This window comes from Agathobaculum sp. LCP25S3_E8 (assembly GCF_052117165.1).
Taxonomy (GTDB): Bacteria; Bacillota; Clostridia; order Oscillospirales; family Butyricicoccaceae; genus Agathobaculum.
This window is the reverse complement of sequence record NZ_JBQKJR010000041.1, coordinates 1-16,478: the sequence shown is the minus strand read 5'-3', so window position 1 is coordinate 16,478 and position 16,478 is coordinate 1. Positions and strand designations below refer to the sequence as shown.

Below are 16,478 nucleotides of genomic sequence, written 5' to 3'. Positions count from 1 at the left end.
TATTTGGATGGAGGATTTTTATGAAAGTCAGCTATAAGAAACTTTGGAAGCTATTGATAGACAAAGATATGAAAAAAAGAGATTTAGAAAGATGTGCTGGAATTAGTCATTATACCATCAACAAATTAAATCATGGTGAAAATGTTACAACCGATATTCTTGGGAAGATTTGCAAGGCATTAGGGTGTACAATGAACGATATTATGGAATTTATTGATGACGATTCTGCACAGTAAAAGCCTATTTTGTAAAAGCATCTCAAATTTTCAATATCTGATTATTCAAAAATATCCTCAAGTATAGGAGATGAAGATATGGCATACCAAAGCGAAGCAGCCCTTGAGCAACAGTTCATAGACCAGCTCAATAAGCAAGGCTATACCAGCGTCTCTATACCAGACTATGACGCACTGGTAGAAAACTTCAAAGCTCAATTTGAAACCTTTAATTCAGCGAAGCTTGACCGCCCCTTGACCGACAAAGAATGGGAGCGTGTAATGAATATCATGCTCGGAAAATCTGTTTTCCAGAGCGCAAAGATCCTTCGAGATAAGTTCGTGTTGGAGCGTGAGGACGGGACGAAGGTGTACCTCTCTTTCTTCGATGCCGACCACACAAAGAACATTTTTCAGGTGACAAATCAGACAACTGTTGTCGGCAAGTATGTCAATCGCTATGATGTGACAATACTCGTCAATGGTCTTCCGCTTATTCAAGTGGAATTGAAACGGCGTGGCATTGACATCCGAGAAGCTGTCAATCAAGTGATGCGCTACAAAAAGCATTCCTACAATGGATTGTACCACTTTATCCAACTTTTTGTAGTGTCCAATGGTGTAGATACAAAGTATTTTGCCAACTCTGACAGAGATATGCTTCATAGCCTCGCCTTCTTCTGGACGGACTTCAATAATGTGCGTATTACCAACTTGAAAGAGTTCTCCATCTCCTTCCTTGCAAGGGATCACATCATAAAGATGCTGACGAGATATACCATCCTTAACGATACGGATAAACTGCTCATGGTGATGCGTCCTTATCAGGTATATGCGGTGGAAGCCCTTGTCCGGCAAGCTACACTTACTAACCGCAATGCCTACGTATGGCATACAACCGGCGCAGGAAAGACACTGACTTCCTTTAAGACGGCACAGATTCTCGCAGCCAACCCCAACATTAAAAAGGTCATCTTCCTCGTTGACCGGAAGGACTTAGACTCTCAAACAACGGAAGAGTTCAACAAGTTCGAGAACGGCTCTGTTGATGCAACTGATCGTACCGATGTCCTTGTAAAACAGATGCAGGATAAAAACCGACAGCTTATCGTTACTACGATGCAGAAAATGGCCAATGCGGTTAAGCGGCCTCAGTATTCAAAGATCATGGACACCTACAAAAATGAAAAGGTTGTCTTCATTATTGATGAGTGTCACCGTAGTCAGTTTGGAGATATGCATAAGGACATCGTTCGGCACTTCCAAAAAGCGCAATTTTTTGGTTTTACCGGCACACCCCGTTTTGAGGTGAACGGAAAGACTGAGGGGAAAATTACGCAGACAACGGAAATGCTGTTCGGAGAATGTGTGCATAATTATCTCATCAAGGACGCTATCTTCGATAATAATGTTCTCGGCTTCCATATTGAGTACATTAAAACAATGGAAGGTGATTTTGACTGGGACGATCCCACAATGGCGGATGCGATTGATGGAGGTGAACTCTATATGTCCGAGGAACGGATGTCTCTGATCGCAAACCATATCGTTCAGAATCACAAGGCAAAAACGAGAAATGGTCAGTACACAGCCATCTTTGCTGTCTCTTCGATTGAAGCTCTGATTAAATACTACGACATCTTCAAGAAGATCAAACATGACCTGAATATTAGCGGTATCTTCTCTTATGGGCAGAATGAAGAGGCTGAGGGTAAAGATGAACATAGTCGGGATGCCCTGGAACGGATCATCAAGGACTATAACGAGAAGTACAGCACAAACTTCTCGACAGATACATTTGCTGCATACCATAAAGATATTTCCGACCGTGTGAAGGGCAAGAAGACAAAGCCCCTTGACATCCTTCTGGTTGTAAATATGTTCCTGACCGGCTTCGACAGCAAGCAGTTGTCCGTTCTCTATGTAGACAAGGACTTGAAATACCACGATCTGCTCCAAGCCTATTCCAGAACAAACCGTGTGGAAAAAGAAACCAAGCCCTTCGGTATTATCATCTGCTATCGAAACTTGAAGAAGAGAACGGATGATGCTCTTACGCTCTTCTCAAAAAGCCACGACACGTCGGGCATTGTCGTTCCCGAATATCCCTACTTTGTAGAGAAATTCAATGAGATGGTTACTCGGTTGAAGCAACTTGCGCAGACACCGGCTGACATCGACACTATGCAGAGTGAGGATGACCAGAAGCTTTTCGTTGAGACCTTCCGTGAGCTTACGAAGTATCTCCAATCTCTGCAAACTTTCATTGAGTTCAGCTTTGACCAGGACTCACTTATCATGACAGAGCAGGAATATCAGGACTATAAGAGTAAATACCTGATGCTCTATGCAAAGCACAAGAAAGATCGAGAAGTTGTCTCTGTTCTGAACGATGTGGACTTCTGCATCGAGCTAATGGAGAGTGACAGGATTAATGTTGCCTATATCATGAACCTCATCCGTAACATCCACTTTGATGATGCTAAACAGAAGGACTATGATATTAAGCACATCAAGGAAGAACTGGGACGAACCGATAATCCGCAGTTGCTTCGCAAGGTTGAGATCCTGCAAGCCTTCTTAGACCGTGTTGTTGTTGGCCTTGAGAGTGCAGACGAAATCGACGCTGCTTACAACGACTTTGAGAATGAGGCAAAGCGTGAGGAAATCGTTGCCTTTGCGCAAACAGAGGAAATCGACCCCGCTATGCTTACTGACTTCATCTCGGAATACGAGTTCTCCGGTACAATGGATGCGGGTAACATTCGTGACCGTATCGAAAAACCGATGCCGCTGTTGAAAAAACGTTCCTTAGTCAATAGGATTGTAGACTTTATCCGGCAGCATACCGAAAAATATCAATAAGGAGAATGTGAAATGGACAACAGTATTCAGGCTCACCAGAAGGAGCTTTGTAACAAACTTTGGGCAATGGCAAACGCTCTCCGGGGCAATATGGAAGCCTACGAGTTTAAGAACTACATCTTAGGCATGATTTTCTACTACTACCTTTCGGATCGCACCGAGAAGTACATGACCAATCTGCTGAAAGATGATAATATCAGCTATGAGGATGCTTGGACTGATGAGGAATATAAGACCGCAGTTGTAGAGGAAGCTCTTCGTGACTTAGGATTTATCATTGAGCCACAATTTCTGTTCCGCAAGATGGTCAAAATGGTTGAAAATCGTTCTTTTGATATTGAATTTTTACAGAAAGCGATTAACTCCCTGATGGAATCTACTCTTGGCAACGATTCGCAGGAGGATTTTGACGGACTGTTCTCCGATATGCAGCTCGATTCTACTAAGTTGGGGCACACAGTTAAGGATAGAAGTGCTGTTATGGCAAAAATCATTGCCTCTTTGGATGAGATCAACTTTAGTGTGGAAGACACGAAGATTGATGTCCTTGGCAATGCCTATGAGTATCTGATTGGGCAGTTCGCAGCAACAGCCGGTAAAAAGGCTGGCGAGTTCTATACTCCTTCCGGGCCTGCTGAACTGCTGTGCCGTTTGGCTTGCCTTGGGCTGACTGATGTTAAGGATGCAGCCGACCCCACTTGTGGCTCTGGCTCTCTTCTGCTTCGCCTCAAGAGCTATGCTAATGTCCGTAACTACTATGGTCAGGAGTTAACTTCCACGACCTACAACCTCGCCCGAATGAACATGATTCTCCGTGGCATTCCTTACCGGAATTTCAATATCTACAACGGAGACACCTTGGAGCATGACTACTTTGGTGACATGAAATTCCGTGTTCAGGTTGCAAATCCCCCGTATTCTGCTAAGTGGTCTGGCGATCTGAGCTTTATGGAAGATCCCCGTTTTAATGAGTACGGCAAGCTTGCCCCGAAGAGCAAGGCTGACTTCGCTTTTGTTCAGCACATGGTGCATCACATGGATGAGGACGGACGAGCTGTTGTGCTGTTGCCTCACGGTGTTCTGTTCCGTGGTGCTGCAGAAGAAGTGATCCGCAAACACCTTATCCAGAAGTTGAATGTTCTGGACGCTGTGATCGGTCTTCCTGCCAACCTTTTCTTCGGCACAGGCATTCCGGTATGTGTCCTTGTCCTCAAGAGAGAGCGAAATGACAATGCCGACAACATTCTGTTCATTGATGCTTCTGGCGATTTTGAAGCCGGTAAAAACCAAAATATTCTCCGTGAGTGCGACATTGACAAGATTGTTGTGACTTACGAGCGTCGTGAGGATGTGGACAAGTATGCCCATGTTGCCACGATGCAGGAAATTGCAGAGAACGGCTTCAACCTCAATATCCCTCGGTACGTTGATACCTTCGAGCCGGAGGAAGAGATTGATCTGAACCAAGTAGCTGCGGAAATCCGCCAGCTCCAGAACGAAATTAAGGGCATTGATGCAGAATTGAAACCGTTTTTTGACGAGCTGGGACTTGATTTCCCGTTCGAAGTGGAGGGCGAATAATTATGGCAAATGTATCCTCAAGTAACGGTCTCGAAAAGCGTCCGAAACTCCGCTTCCCTGGCTTTGATGAGCCGTGGTGTAGCCACAAATTCAGCGCTGTATTTTCCTTCTTGCAAAACAACACTCTTTCACGAGCTGAGCTTGATGCAACCGGAGATGTGCTGGATATTCATTATGGTGATGTATTGATCAAATACGGAAGTATTCTCGATGCCACAGACAACACCATTCCCCACATTATTTCTGGGCATGAAAGCACAAATTACGACTATCTTCAAGACGGGGATATAATTGTTGCAGATACCGCCGAAGATAAAACGGTTGGAAAAACAATTGAACTATTGAATATTTCCGGCAGAAAGATCGAGGCTGGACTGCATACAGTTCCGTGTAGACCTCTTTTCCCGTTTGCATCCATGTATTTGGGGTATTACATGAACACCCCCCACTATCACAAGCAGCTCATTCCTTTAATGCAAGGTATTAAAGTTCTGTCTATCAGCAAGGGGAATATTTCTAAAACTGAAATCTCATCTCCACAAACGATTGCTGAACAGGAAAAGATAAGCCGTTTTCTATATCTGCTGGATCAAAGGGCAGCGGCTCAGAGTAAAATCATTGATGCCCTCAAGAAGTATAAAAGGGGTGCGTTAAAAGCAGTATTCACTCAACAAGTTTCTTTTTCGGCTAAGCCGCAAAAATGGGATAAATACAAAATGGGAGACCTCATCTCGCTACAATCAGGACAAGACTTTGCGCCTGCTGAATACAATGATCAAGAAATAGGTGTTCCTTATATGACAGGAGCCAGTTGTATTGTGAAAGGAGAAACAGTGGTCAGTAGATGGACGCAGACACCCCGGTGTTATGCGTATAAGGGTGACACCCTACTTGTCTGTAAAGGCTCTGGTTCAGGAGCAGTTGTGAGATTAACACAGGAAAAGGCACACATAGCGAGACAGTTTATGTCTTTGCGTGCAAATGAAAAAATGACAAGCGACTTCTGCTACTACCTGACGGGTTTCTTGTCGAATAGGATCAAGCGGAACGCCACAGGACTAATTGAAGGCATAGATCGTGGAACGGTTTTGAATCAAACTGTTTTTCTGCCGCCTTTACATGAACAAAAGAAAATCGCCCGTTTTTTCTCAAAACTTGACTTCACAATAACCGCTCACGAAAATATGCTGGACACGCTTATAAACGAAAGAACGGGGCTTATGCAGCGGCTCTTTATATAAAAAGCCGCTGCAATAAAGCTATTTTTACTTGTTCGATTTGTGATAGAAGATTTTCCTCTTTGCAGATTAGATTGTCGAGATTAGTAGCCAAGGTGGAGATTTTATTTTGTAGCTCTAAGGGCGGAAGCAGAAAGCGATATTGTTTATATTGCTCAGCGTTAATTCCCGGCTGGCCAGATCGAGCAGATTCAAGGAGAACCCAACGCCTATATGCCTCAGTTAATGTATTCTGAAAAACATAACCGCAATTCACATCTGAATTTACATGAATGCGAATAAGAAAGCCAGCATAATAAAGATCACCGTCACTACGCTGGTAGCGATAGCTTTTACCCACAGATGCCCCTGTACGAGCAAATAAGATGTCGTTTTCTCGAACTCGATACTTTTCATCTACTTGCCCTTCTGGTGAGACCGGTACATCTTGGCTATAAAGATGAGAATTATCATCAATATCTGTAATCCTAATGTACTTATGAGAACCATCGTAGACTGTGGCAGCGGCATTCATGCCATACTCAAAGCCGCTTGCTACATCACATAAAGCTACTTCTTTCCATGTTTCGGATGAATAATAAGGATTAGTCTTTGAACTTAGAAGTGCAGATATGACACCTCTTTTATACTTCTTGAGGCCTTTGACAAGAGACTGCTGTGCATCTATGCGACGATCTAAAGTGATAATAAAGTTGGCTATTTTTCTCTGTTCACGAGTATCCTGCGGGAGATAGTGGATAGTCTGAAAAAAATCTTCAGTGGGCACATTCAGTAATCCGTGATTCCTTGCCCCTTCAGCAGAAATCATATATATTTCACGGTACCATTTCAGAGAGTCGAAATAAGCTCTGATAAAATCAGAATTATGCCTTTTTAGAGCAAAACAAATATATAGGGTGGACAAAGCCCCCATCGGATAATGATCAAGGCGTTTTATTGAGCCGAAATCATACCCAACAGAATAACTTTTATTGTAGGCATATTCTCCTTCTTTGAGAAGATAGTAGCTACTGATGTCTTTACTGGCAACCATCTTGTTGAAGTAGCTGATTTGATCGACAAGCCCATCTTTAGAAGAAATCGTCAGTGGAAGGTTCGTTTCATTCTTTGTGTTCTTTCGTGTCACACGCTCTGAAAAATCAGATAGCATTTCTGCCTTCCACGGCTCATCAAAGCCAGGGAAACGGAGTTTCGGACGCTTTTCGAGACCGTTACTTGAGGTCTATTTTTTAACTGAACAGTAGCAAGAACTTGAAGCAAAATCCCTTGCAGTAGCAGAGAATTTCCGCTATTGCAAGGGATTTTCGTCTTTCATATAGCTTTTCTGCATACTTAGTCAGAAGTATAAAAGAGGACTGTCTGATACGCTATTTGATCGTACTGCACAGAGTCCCAGTTGTAAGATTGTTAAGCTCGGAGATGCGTTTGAACTGTTACAGAATAATACCTTTTCACGAGATGATTTGACAACTAACCCCAGCTCAGTTCAAAACATACACTATGGCGATGTGTTGGTCAAGTATGGGGCAGTAGCAAATATTTCCGAGTACGCTCCCCCATACATTAAACCAACTATTAACCTTCAAAAGTTCGTTGCTACAAGCTATCTGCGTGATGGTGATATTGTGTTTGCTGATACTGCGGAAGACTATTCCGTAGGGAAAGCGACAGAAATAGCTGGAGCGAACGGATTGGCTGTATTATCAGGATTGCACACCATTCCTTGTCGTCCACTCATGAAGTTCCATCCGATGTACCTTGCTTACTACTTCAATTCATCTCTATTCAGGAGACAAATATATCCTCTCGTTCAGGGAACCAAGGTGTCTTCGATTAGCAAGGGAGAGCTTGTTAAAACCAGCGTGTATGCACCTACGGAGAGAGAACAGAGAAGGATCGCTTCTATGCTCTATTTGTTGGACCTTCGTATTACCTTTGAAGAAAAAACAGTTAATGCCCTTACTAATACAAGAACAGCGTTGTTGCAGCAGCTTTTTATATAAAGAGCTGCTGCAACAGAGAGCTGCGCATTTTAGTAAGATGATTTAACTCATTCTCACATGACTCTATACGGTTGCTGATTGCCTCAAGAATTTTTATTATGCGGATTTGTGTTTCAGGATCAGGATATGATACTTTAATCTTTGAGATTTCACTTGCCTGTACATGAACCACAGATTTACCCTGAGCGACACGGGCAATGTTCCCGTTGACAATGTGGTTAAGTATGTAGCTCATTATTCTTCCGTCAATTTTAGTGCTTCGGAAAATATTAAGATCACCAGCAAGAATAACACCCGGAAGCATAACACACGAAGCTGTGGAGATTTCTTCTGACGTTTCCCCAGAAGTAGGTATAAGCACATCTCCCACCATACTATGATGAACTTGTTCAACTACTGCTTCCGTTTTTCTGACAACGGATGTAATTACTTCATGGTAGGTTGTATATAGCTCGCCGTACAGAATAAATGGAGTTCCTGTTTCGGAAATATCGGCTTTTGATAATGGCGCACCCTTGATAAAGAAGCCAAGATTGCCTATGGTATCACACTGCCATTGAACTTCTTTTAGACCACAATGCTCTGGCGATAACAGGGAGCGAACGACACCTCTTTTATACTTCTTGAGGGTCTCAACCAAAGTACGTTGCGTCTCAATTCTTCGCTCTATGGCATCGAGAAATAAAGAGATCCTTTCCTGTTCCTTTGCAGAGGGAACATTTATTGGCATTGCGAAAAAGACGTCATCCTTGATGCTCACTCTGTCATGTCTTGCACCGCTGTCACCGGACATATAGATGTACCGATGCCATGTCGACGAGCGAAAATACCACTCGAAGTAAAGCGGATTGATTTCTCGCTTGGCACGGAAGCACAAGTACAAAGGAGACACTATTCCCGCCTCCGGGTATTGATAGCTACTTATGGGGCCGTAAGGTGCATCGGCAGATTTTCTGGGGTTGTAAACAAAATCGTTGGACTCGATGATATAGTATCCATTTGTATTATCGCTGTTTGCAATGTCCTTATCAAAATACTCTCGCTGAGGAATCAGGCCTTGCTTTGCTGAATTGCAGATAACATTACTAATCATTCCATCAGAGTTCTTCTTAGTGCTTTTAACAAAATAGTCTGAAAGAAGAGCTGTGTTCCACGGCTCATCAAAGCCAGGGAAGCGGAGTTTCGGACGCTTTTCGAGACCGTTACTTGAGGATGGAAATGCACATCTTCGTCCTCCACGTGATAATAATCGTGGAGGTGGTCAACATGACTAACAATACACAATTCAAGACGCTATTGAACACTTGGCTAAATCAAAAGAAGCCGATGATCACACCGTCAACCCATGCCAGTTTTACGCTGATAGCCGAAAATCACTTAATACCTCACTTCGGTAAGCGGAAGATCGGCAGCATTACCGAGCCGGACATTCAGAGCTACATATCGTATCTTTACGAGTCCGGGCGGCTGGATAAGTCCGGCGGTCTCACTGTGAAGACCATACGAGATGTGATTCTCGTGCTGCGGCTTGCTATGGAATATGCCTACAAGGAAAGAGCGATACCACTGCTCAACTGGGACCTGATAGAATACCCCAAAGAGTTGGGAATAAAAAAGGTGGTTTCTCTGTCCAAGGATCAAGAGCAAGCTCTAATTCAGTGTATATACATGAACCTGAACCGGAAGACCGCCGGCATACTCATTGCACTGTTTACCGGTGTGCGGATTGGTGAACTCTGCGGCTTACAGATGAAGGACATTTCGTTGACAGATAAAACCATCAGCATCAACAAAACCGTTCAGCGCATCTATGACAAGAAAAAGGGAGAGTCCTATCTGCACATAGGGCCGCCGAAGACCAAGACATCAGCTCGAACAATTCCCGTACCGTCTTTGCTCATGAACATTATCAAGAAGTTTTATACGGAAAATCCCAACCATTACTTCTTGACTGGCAAAACAAAGCCGACAGAGCCTCGAACTTACAGGCAGTTCTTTTCCCGTTTTTTGAAACGAAATGGGCTGCAAAAGGTAAAGTTCCACGAGATACGGCATACATTTGCCGTAAGAGCCATTGAAATACCAGAGTTTGATGTGAAATCTCTCTCTGAAATTCTCGGACATAAAAATGTGTCTTTTACTCTCAATGTATATGGCAGTGCCAACTTGCAGCAAAAGGTAAAGTGTATGAATTTGTTAAATGATCTTTTGTAAGGTCATCTTGGGTGAGCAGGAACGGTGGGTTACCGTTCCTGCTCACTCTTTTTCTTTTGAAGAGTCTGCTGCTCCTTCTGCGCCTGTCGCATCATTCTCCGTACCGCCTGTCGCTCCATATCCTCATGAAGCATACGGGAAACCGCCTTTTTGCTGTCAAACATCAAAAGCGGGCTGTACTTCTCGCCGTAAACCTCCTGCGCTCGGTTCTCCGCCTCCTGCTCCTTGCTGGGGCGGATGGCCTGCCTTGCTTCATACAGCTGCACCGGGTCAACGTCCTGAGCCTGCTCCCGAAGCCCGGCATACTCGTCCAGGGCAGCGTCCAGCTCAGCAGAATATTTCTGTTCCTGTTCTTCCAGCCGTTTCAGGCTCTGCTCCATGGCGGCGATGTCTTTGGGAAATTTATCGGCGGCATCTTCCTCGGAATATGCCAGCGACGCCAGAAGCAGATTTTTCTCCGAACGCAGTTCCTCCAAATCCTCTGTCAGTGCCGCAATCTTAGCCGCCAGTTCCCGGTGCCAGAATACATGAACCGCAGAGAGCGCCTTTTTCTCGGAAAGCAGACTGCGGCGCTCCTTCGTCTTATCCCGAATGTCCTTTGCAAGCTGATTGTACTGTGCGAGAGCAGGGCGCAGCGTATTCAGCGAAGTGTTCAGACGCTCCTTGCCTTTGCGGAGATACCTCAGCTGATAGCAGAACAGCAGCAGATTTTTACGCAGATTCTCCATGGCAGCGGCAAGTGCCGGGATGGTATTTTTAACTGCCTGCGCCAGTTTTTTGACCTGCCCTCTCAGTTCACGGAGCAGGGCATTGTCGGTCTTGATCTGCCGGTTCAGTTCGCACCGGTCAGAGATGATACCCTTTTTCTCCATGGCTCTGGCAACCACACCCTCATGGACCGTGGGCCGCTCCAGCAGACCACGCTCGGCATGGCTGCGGTGGTCGATGCGTTCCTCATGTCCGGTGCGCTCCAGATGGCGGTTTGCCACATCTGCCCATGCAGCCCGCCACAGAACAAGTTGCTCATCGCTGTTCCAGCGTTCCGTGATGGGATTTTGTCTGCCATATTTGGTACTTTTGGGATACTTGGATACCCGTTCATAATCCTGGGCCTGCGCTGCGGACGGGGTCATATACACCTTCTTTTTGCCCACCTTGTACTGATACTGCTTCTCCCATCCGTCGGCCTGTGCCTGTTTGAACTCAGCGGCGGTAAAGCCCCGTTCCTCGCCGTCTTTGATGCAGAGATATTCTTTCTCAGTCTTGTACTGCCATTTTCCCTTTTCATCCAGTGGGCGCACCGTCAGCAGGATATGGGCATGGGGATTGTGTCCGGGAGGATATGGGTCATGGATGGCAGCATCAGCGCACATCCCGTCTGCCACGAACTGCTCCTTGATGAAATCTTGCAGGAGCTGGATTTGTTCCTCTCGGCTCAGTTCTATGGGCAACGCCGCCACAAATTCACGGGCGAGGCGGCTATCCTTTGCGGTTTCGGTTTCCTCCACGGCGTTCCACAGGTTTTCCCGATCCTGCCACTCTGCGGGGGCGGTGGCTGGCAGAAAAACCTGCCGCCACCCAAGGCCCTGTTTGCGGGTGTAGTCGTGCTGCACTCCGTCATACTCGTTGAGCATCCGGGAACAGCTCAGATAGGCCGCAGCAGCTACGACGGAGCGTCCGGCTCCACGGCTGACTATCTTAGCCTCCAAATGATAAATCGCCATAAATCACCTTGTCCTTTCTGAAAGGGGTGCCCCGAAACAGGGCACCCTTGTTTTCGCTCAGTGCGTCGTGAAATACGACGCACCACCAGCAGGGGCGGAACGATTCGTTCCACCCCTGTATCTGTGTCAAGCTGCCGGTGGCAGGTTGACGCAGGCAGGCGGCGGGATGGGGTGGCAATATACCACCCCATGAACAGGGGCTTCCAAAACGGAAACCCCTGCGTCGACTGCATGGGCAAGGCTGGCAGTTTGGCAGAAATGCAGCCTTGTCCAACGGCTCCCGCAGGAGCCGCAATCCCCCTCGGAGAGCGCACGTGCCCGACCAACGGGAGGGCTACCACCGCCTGCTTTAGCAGGTGGTGAGTAAGTGCGCCCTTCGGGATAAAAAAGAGGAAGGCCCCCGGTTTCCCGGAGACCTCCCAACCGTTTTCAATCGTGCCTCGCCAGCTTGCGCCGCAGGTATTCTTCCAGATTTTCAAGCCCTACCGCCTGTACTTCCGGCAGCACTTTTTCCAGTACAGCGCCCTCCTGAATGAGCCGCCTTGTCCGGGCTTTTCGCTCCTTCACCCGGTCCCGTGCCTGGGCTTCCTCCAAGCGGTGCTTTGCCTGCAACAGTTTCTTTTCTTCACTTGTCATGGGATTACCTCCGTTTCTGCCAGATCAGGTCATAGCCCAGCACATCGGCCAGCTCCACAACCTCCTTATAGCGGATAGATTCCCGCTGGAGTTTGGCCGACAGGTTGGAAACGCTGTCCGACCAGTCGTATTCCTCATGGAGCCGGTCAACTACCTCCTGCATGGTGTATCCGGCCCGGACGATCTGTGCCTTAATCTCGTTGCGTACCGTCATCATCAAAAATCCTCCTAAATTTACTTGATAAAAAAGCGAAGCCGGTACGCCGTCTGGCATAACCGCTTCGCTGTGTCGTGAACAATCCCCTTGTCACCAAATCCGTTCAGAATTGCCGGTGCGATGTCCTGCCCATAGGTCGCACCTTCCGACTTTTCCGTTCCGTGTGATTTGGCTTGAAGCTGTGCATTTTCCCATGATTCCATGCACCCGGTTCACTGGGGCGAGAAGCACGGTTTCGCAAAATGATTTCTTCCAACCGTCAAATACTTCTCGATTTCCACTTGCCTTGATTTAGCATGGGGATTTGACCGGTGATTCTGACTGCCATAGCCGCCGAATTGCTGTAAAAGGGAGAACAAGGGTCAATCAAAGCGTACGTACGTACACGATTCAGCGCCGCCATTCCTCCGGCACATCTTCCGGTACGTACGTACGCATCGAATCACCGGAAAACACTGATATATGATTTCTCACCAGTACCTCAATCCCCAAAAAGCCACGCACCCGCCGTCCGGCTGCGTTGGTCACATTGTTGCAGTATTCCAGATTGTAGCGGCTTTGGCAGGCAATCAGGGCTTCGCTGAAGCTGCGGGGTTTCAGGGCAGGCAGGTTGTTCTCGGTGCAGTAAATCTGGTATGCTTCGTACAGCTCCTTAGAGCTGATGGAACCGTCCGCTTTCAGCCAGATATAGCCATCGGATTCCAGAAAATCATACACATTGTTGTTATCCCGTTTGACTGTCTCCCGGTTGTCCCTTGTGCGCTGGCTCTCGGTAAACTTGAAGCTGTTGGCGGCCAGCCGCTGCAAGCCAACAAAGGCCCACAGCAGGATGCCCTCCACCTCGGCCTTCATCTTTTCGGCCAAGTCAGGGTCATCCACACGTCCGGCAGGCTTGTCCCTGGTGGTCAGCACCAGCTGGCGGCGATAAAACCCGTCGCTCCGGTCAAACAGCGCCTGCAAATCCCCGTTGGAGAAGGCCAGTAGCCGGGCGCACATCCATCCCTGATAGCTCTGCTTGCCCTTGCGCTCCAAATCCATCTTGCCCTGGGCGGTGACGATGGACTTGACATAGTTGGTCTGGCGCAGGGCTTCCATCCGCATATCGTCGTCCACACACAGGAGGATATGCTCCAGGTCGGCACGGGCAAATCGGTTCTCGGATATTTTCCCAATGCTGCCGTCCTTCATGTTAGAGCCGAACAAAGCTCCCAGCACAGCGCCGATCTGGCTCTTGCCTTCACCGCCGTTGCCCTTCATGACCATCATCCGCTGGCCCTTGTTGCTGGGGATCAGGCAGTAGCCGATGTATTCCTGCAAGGTGGGGATGTCCTCCGGGTAGAGCAGGCCATCCAGAAATTTCAGCCAGAGAATGGGTTTGGATGCCTCGGGATTGTAGGCCACAGGGAAACGGTTGCGGACGATTTCAGGTTTTCCCTCCACAAACCTCCCATCCAGAAAAAGCGTTCCGTTGGAGAGATGAATCCGGTCCGCCTGCGGGGGAAAATCCTCCACCAGTGCTGCCAGCTTCATCAGCTCCACAATATTGCTGATTTTGCGGGGAATGTTGCTGACCGCACAGCATTTCAGTGCCTCAAAAATCTCTCCTCGCAGGGGCAGTTCATCGGTCACACGGCCTTCGGGCGTGAAAAAAGCCCCGTTTGTAAAGATGATCTTGTGCGTCTGCAAGAACTCCTCGCAAAACAGGGCTTCGTTGATGCTTTTTCCATCGAACCAGACGGGCATCCCGTCAAGCTGCGCTTTGTTTTTCATGGGCGTCGTCCTCCTTTTTCAGCCTGTCCAGCCGTTCCTCCAAACCAGCGATCAGGCCATCCTTGTTCAGCATTTCCACGATTTTCACCCGCTGTTCCAGTTCGGCGGCAATGAGCAAATCCGCCAGATACTCCACATAGTCCAGCATCTGGCAGGCTTCCACAAACCGGTCATCTAAACTGTCATCTGGATTGGATGGGGCGTAGTTCTGTTTCCAAACTTCCAGAAGATGCAGATAATCACACAGCACCCGCAGGCAGCGCACTTGCTCCTGCCGGTATGCTTTCAGCAGGGGACGCTCCGGTTTGGGCAGGGCAGCTGCCGCAGGCGGCTTGTCCGGGCCAATCCCAAAATCCTGTGCCAGCTTCTGCGCTGCTTCGTAACTGCTCAGGTCAAATAACCTCGCCACAAGGTCGATTACATCGCCGGTGACCCCGCAGCCGAAGCAGTAAAAATACCGTTCATTCAGCTTCATGCTGGGGTGCCGGTCCTCATGGAACGGGCAGCTGCACATCCCGTTTCGGTTGACTTGCAACCCATAATGTTCCGCCGCATCCGGCACACAAATATTCTGTTTTACCAGTTCAAAGAGTGTCATAAAAATCCCTCCGTTTCAGGGCATAAAAAAGCGGCCCGCCCGTTTTCTTTGGGCAGGCCGCAGTCCTTATGCAGTTTGTGATGTTTCTGTTTCTTTGGCTTTCCGCTTTTCCTGCCGGTAGAACTTCTCCCGGCAGGCGGGTTTGCAAAATTTAGCGTTGGGGCGGACAGACTGGAACGGCTCTCCGCAGCACTGGCACACCAGCTGATACGGTTCGCCCGGAACGATCAGCCCCTCGGCAATCTTCTGTTTGCGCTCCTTCTGGCGCAGGTATTTTTCATGGTCACGGATGCGCTTCTGGCGGCGCTTTTCCTCCGCAGCCAGTTCTTCCTCGGTGGGTTCGGGCATGGGCACTTCAAATTTCCCGATAAAGTTCAGATAAATCTCAATTTCCTGCACCCGTTCTCCGGTGCTTCTGTCCGGGGCATGAACCAGAATTTTCTCCACAAATTCATGGATCATGGGGGCGGTCAGCTCGGTGAAATCCGTATATTTCTGTGCCAGCGCCAGAAAGTGGCTGGCACGGTCTGTATCCTCGTGAAATTGGTCCAACTGTGCCTGCTCGGAGGCAAGCAGCTGTTCCAGCTCCGCCTGTTCCTTTTCATACTCTGCACACAGCAGCTCGAACCGTTTTTCCTCCAATTTGCCCATGGCATAGGTTTCATACAGCTTTTTAATCAGCACATCCAGCTCGGCGCTGCGTTTGCGCTCTTTGGCGACCTTGCGTTTCAGCTCCTTGGCCGCTTCCCGCTGGCGAACCTGTGATATGCTGCGAACCTTCTGAATAAATTCCTCCTTGTTCTGGATGGCATAGCTGGCGGTGGTGCGGATGGTTTCCAGAATCAGGGCGTTCAGGGCCTTGGTGCTGACGGTGTGGGAAAAACACATCTGGGTTTCACGCTCAAAGGTCAGGGTGTAGGTAGAGCAGTTATAGAAGTCGGTTCCATACTCCCGCCCGTCCTTTTTGCGTTTGCCCCGGTGGTTATACATCTTGGCTCCGCAGTCGGCACAGAACACAAGGCCGGTCAGGGGATTGGCGACGCCGGTGGTATCTGTCCGGCGCACCGTCCGCTTCACCTGCTGGGCCAGCTGCCAGGTTTCCGGGTCAACAATGGCCTCGTGGGTGTTCTCAAAAATCAGCCAGTCGGACGGGTCATTTTTTACCCGCTTATCCCGATAGGACTTTTTGGAAGAACGGAAATTGACGGTATGCCCCATATACTCCGGCTTAGTCAGCATGGAGCTGACCGTAAAACCGTACCAGTCATAGGGGCGGCTGGTGTCCACGGTGTTCTTCCGGCTACCTCTGCCGTTGCGGGCCAGATAATAGGCGGGGCACTCCACCTTTTCCTGTGTGAGTATCTTGGCGATCTCATGGGGGCCGTGCCCCTCCACCGCAAGCCGGAAGATCCGCCGC

15 protein-coding genes are annotated in these 16,478 nt (G+C 48.0%); 6 read left to right on the top strand and 9 right to left on the bottom strand.

The features are described 5' to 3' along the window. Positions 1 to 20 precede the first annotated feature (20 nt). The 4 genes from ACTQ34_RS12820 to ACTQ34_RS12805 all read left to right on the top strand — a co-directional run bounded on the left by ACTQ34_RS12820 (position 21) and on the right by ACTQ34_RS12805 (position 5,902). Positions 21 to 236, top strand: a complete 216-nt coding sequence (locus ACTQ34_RS12820) for a helix-turn-helix domain-containing protein (RefSeq protein ID WP_007037445.1) — start codon at positions 21 to 23, stop codon at positions 234 to 236. A 78-nt stretch (positions 237 to 314) separates the two neighbouring features. Then, the gene (locus tag ACTQ34_RS12815) at positions 315 to 3,080 is read left to right on the top strand and encodes a type I restriction endonuclease subunit R (RefSeq protein WP_441364169.1); all 2,766 of its coding nucleotides are present in this window, start codon (positions 315 to 317) and stop codon (positions 3,078 to 3,080) included. A 12-nt stretch (positions 3,081 to 3,092) separates the two neighbouring features. Further along, positions 3,093 to 4,661, top strand: a complete 1,569-nt coding sequence (locus tag ACTQ34_RS12810; protein ID WP_441364168.1) for a type I restriction-modification system subunit M — start codon at positions 3,093 to 3,095, stop codon at positions 4,659 to 4,661. A gap of 2 nt (positions 4,662 to 4,663) precedes the next feature. Next, complete coding sequence (locus ACTQ34_RS12805; protein ID WP_441364167.1) at positions 4,664 to 5,902, top strand: restriction endonuclease subunit S; 1,239 nt, start codon at positions 4,664 to 4,666, stop codon at positions 5,900 to 5,902. Here the strand turns inward: ACTQ34_RS12805 and ACTQ34_RS12800 are convergent. After that, the gene (locus ACTQ34_RS12800; RefSeq protein ID WP_441364166.1) at positions 5,895 to 7,049 is read right to left on the bottom strand and encodes a restriction endonuclease subunit S; all 1,155 of its coding nucleotides are present in this window, start codon (positions 7,047 to 7,049) and stop codon (positions 5,895 to 5,897) included. The genes ACTQ34_RS12805 and ACTQ34_RS12800 overlap by 8 nt on opposite strands. 178 nt (positions 7,050 to 7,227) lie before the next feature. Between ACTQ34_RS12800 and ACTQ34_RS12795 the strand changes: the two genes are divergently transcribed. Beyond that, on the top strand, positions 7,228 to 7,902 hold the full coding sequence (locus tag ACTQ34_RS12795; RefSeq protein WP_441364178.1) for a restriction endonuclease subunit S: 675 nt from the start codon (positions 7,228 to 7,230) through the stop codon (positions 7,900 to 7,902). Here the strand turns inward: ACTQ34_RS12795 and ACTQ34_RS12790 are convergent. Further along, positions 7,895 to 8,995, bottom strand: coding sequence for a restriction endonuclease subunit S (locus ACTQ34_RS12790; RefSeq protein ID WP_441364165.1), 1,101 nt, complete (start codon positions 8,993 to 8,995; stop codon positions 7,895 to 7,897). The genes ACTQ34_RS12795 and ACTQ34_RS12790 overlap by 8 nt on opposite strands. 158 nt (positions 8,996 to 9,153) lie before the next feature. Here ACTQ34_RS12790 and ACTQ34_RS12785 point away from each other — a divergent pair, with 158 nt between their 5' ends. Beyond that, on the top strand, positions 9,154 to 10,116 hold the full coding sequence (locus ACTQ34_RS12785; protein ID WP_441364164.1) for a tyrosine-type recombinase/integrase: 963 nt from the start codon (positions 9,154 to 9,156) through the stop codon (positions 10,114 to 10,116). Between the two features lie 29 nt (positions 10,117 to 10,145). On the opposite strand, the gene mobQ is transcribed toward ACTQ34_RS12785, so the two are convergent. From mobQ to ACTQ34_RS12750, 7 genes are all read right to left on the bottom strand, one after another. Continuing rightward, positions 10,146 to 11,840: a MobQ family relaxase gene (gene mobQ / locus ACTQ34_RS12780; RefSeq protein WP_441364163.1), complete on the bottom strand. Its 1,695-nt coding sequence runs from the start codon at positions 11,838 to 11,840 to the stop codon at positions 10,146 to 10,148. Between the two features lie 429 nt (positions 11,841 to 12,269). Next, positions 12,270 to 12,476, bottom strand: a complete 207-nt coding sequence (locus ACTQ34_RS12775; RefSeq protein WP_441364162.1) for a DUF3847 domain-containing protein — start codon at positions 12,474 to 12,476, stop codon at positions 12,270 to 12,272. A gap of 4 nt (positions 12,477 to 12,480) precedes the next feature. After that, entirely contained in the window at positions 12,481 to 12,690 is a 210-nt protein-coding gene (locus tag ACTQ34_RS12770) for an LLM class flavin-dependent oxidoreductase (RefSeq protein WP_425475198.1), read from the bottom strand. A 20-nt stretch (positions 12,691 to 12,710) separates the two neighbouring features. Then, complete coding sequence (locus ACTQ34_RS12765; protein WP_441364161.1) at positions 12,711 to 12,896, bottom strand: hypothetical protein; 186 nt, start codon at positions 12,894 to 12,896, stop codon at positions 12,711 to 12,713. A gap of 187 nt (positions 12,897 to 13,083) precedes the next feature. Continuing rightward, positions 13,084 to 14,463 carry a DNA primase family protein gene (locus ACTQ34_RS12760; protein ID WP_441364160.1) on the bottom strand — a complete coding sequence of 460 codons (1,380 nt, stop codon included), beginning with the start codon at positions 14,461 to 14,463 and terminating at the stop codon, positions 13,084 to 13,086. Next, complete coding sequence (locus tag ACTQ34_RS12755) at positions 14,441 to 15,061, bottom strand: CHC2 zinc finger domain-containing protein (RefSeq protein ID WP_087348927.1); 621 nt, start codon at positions 15,059 to 15,061, stop codon at positions 14,441 to 14,443. The genes ACTQ34_RS12760 and ACTQ34_RS12755 overlap by 23 nt, the downstream gene beginning before the upstream one ends. Before the next feature lie 66 nt (positions 15,062 to 15,127). Further along, on the bottom strand, positions 15,128 to 16,478 hold a 1,351-nt coding region (locus ACTQ34_RS12750), incomplete at its 5' end, for a DUF4368 domain-containing protein (protein ID WP_441364159.1).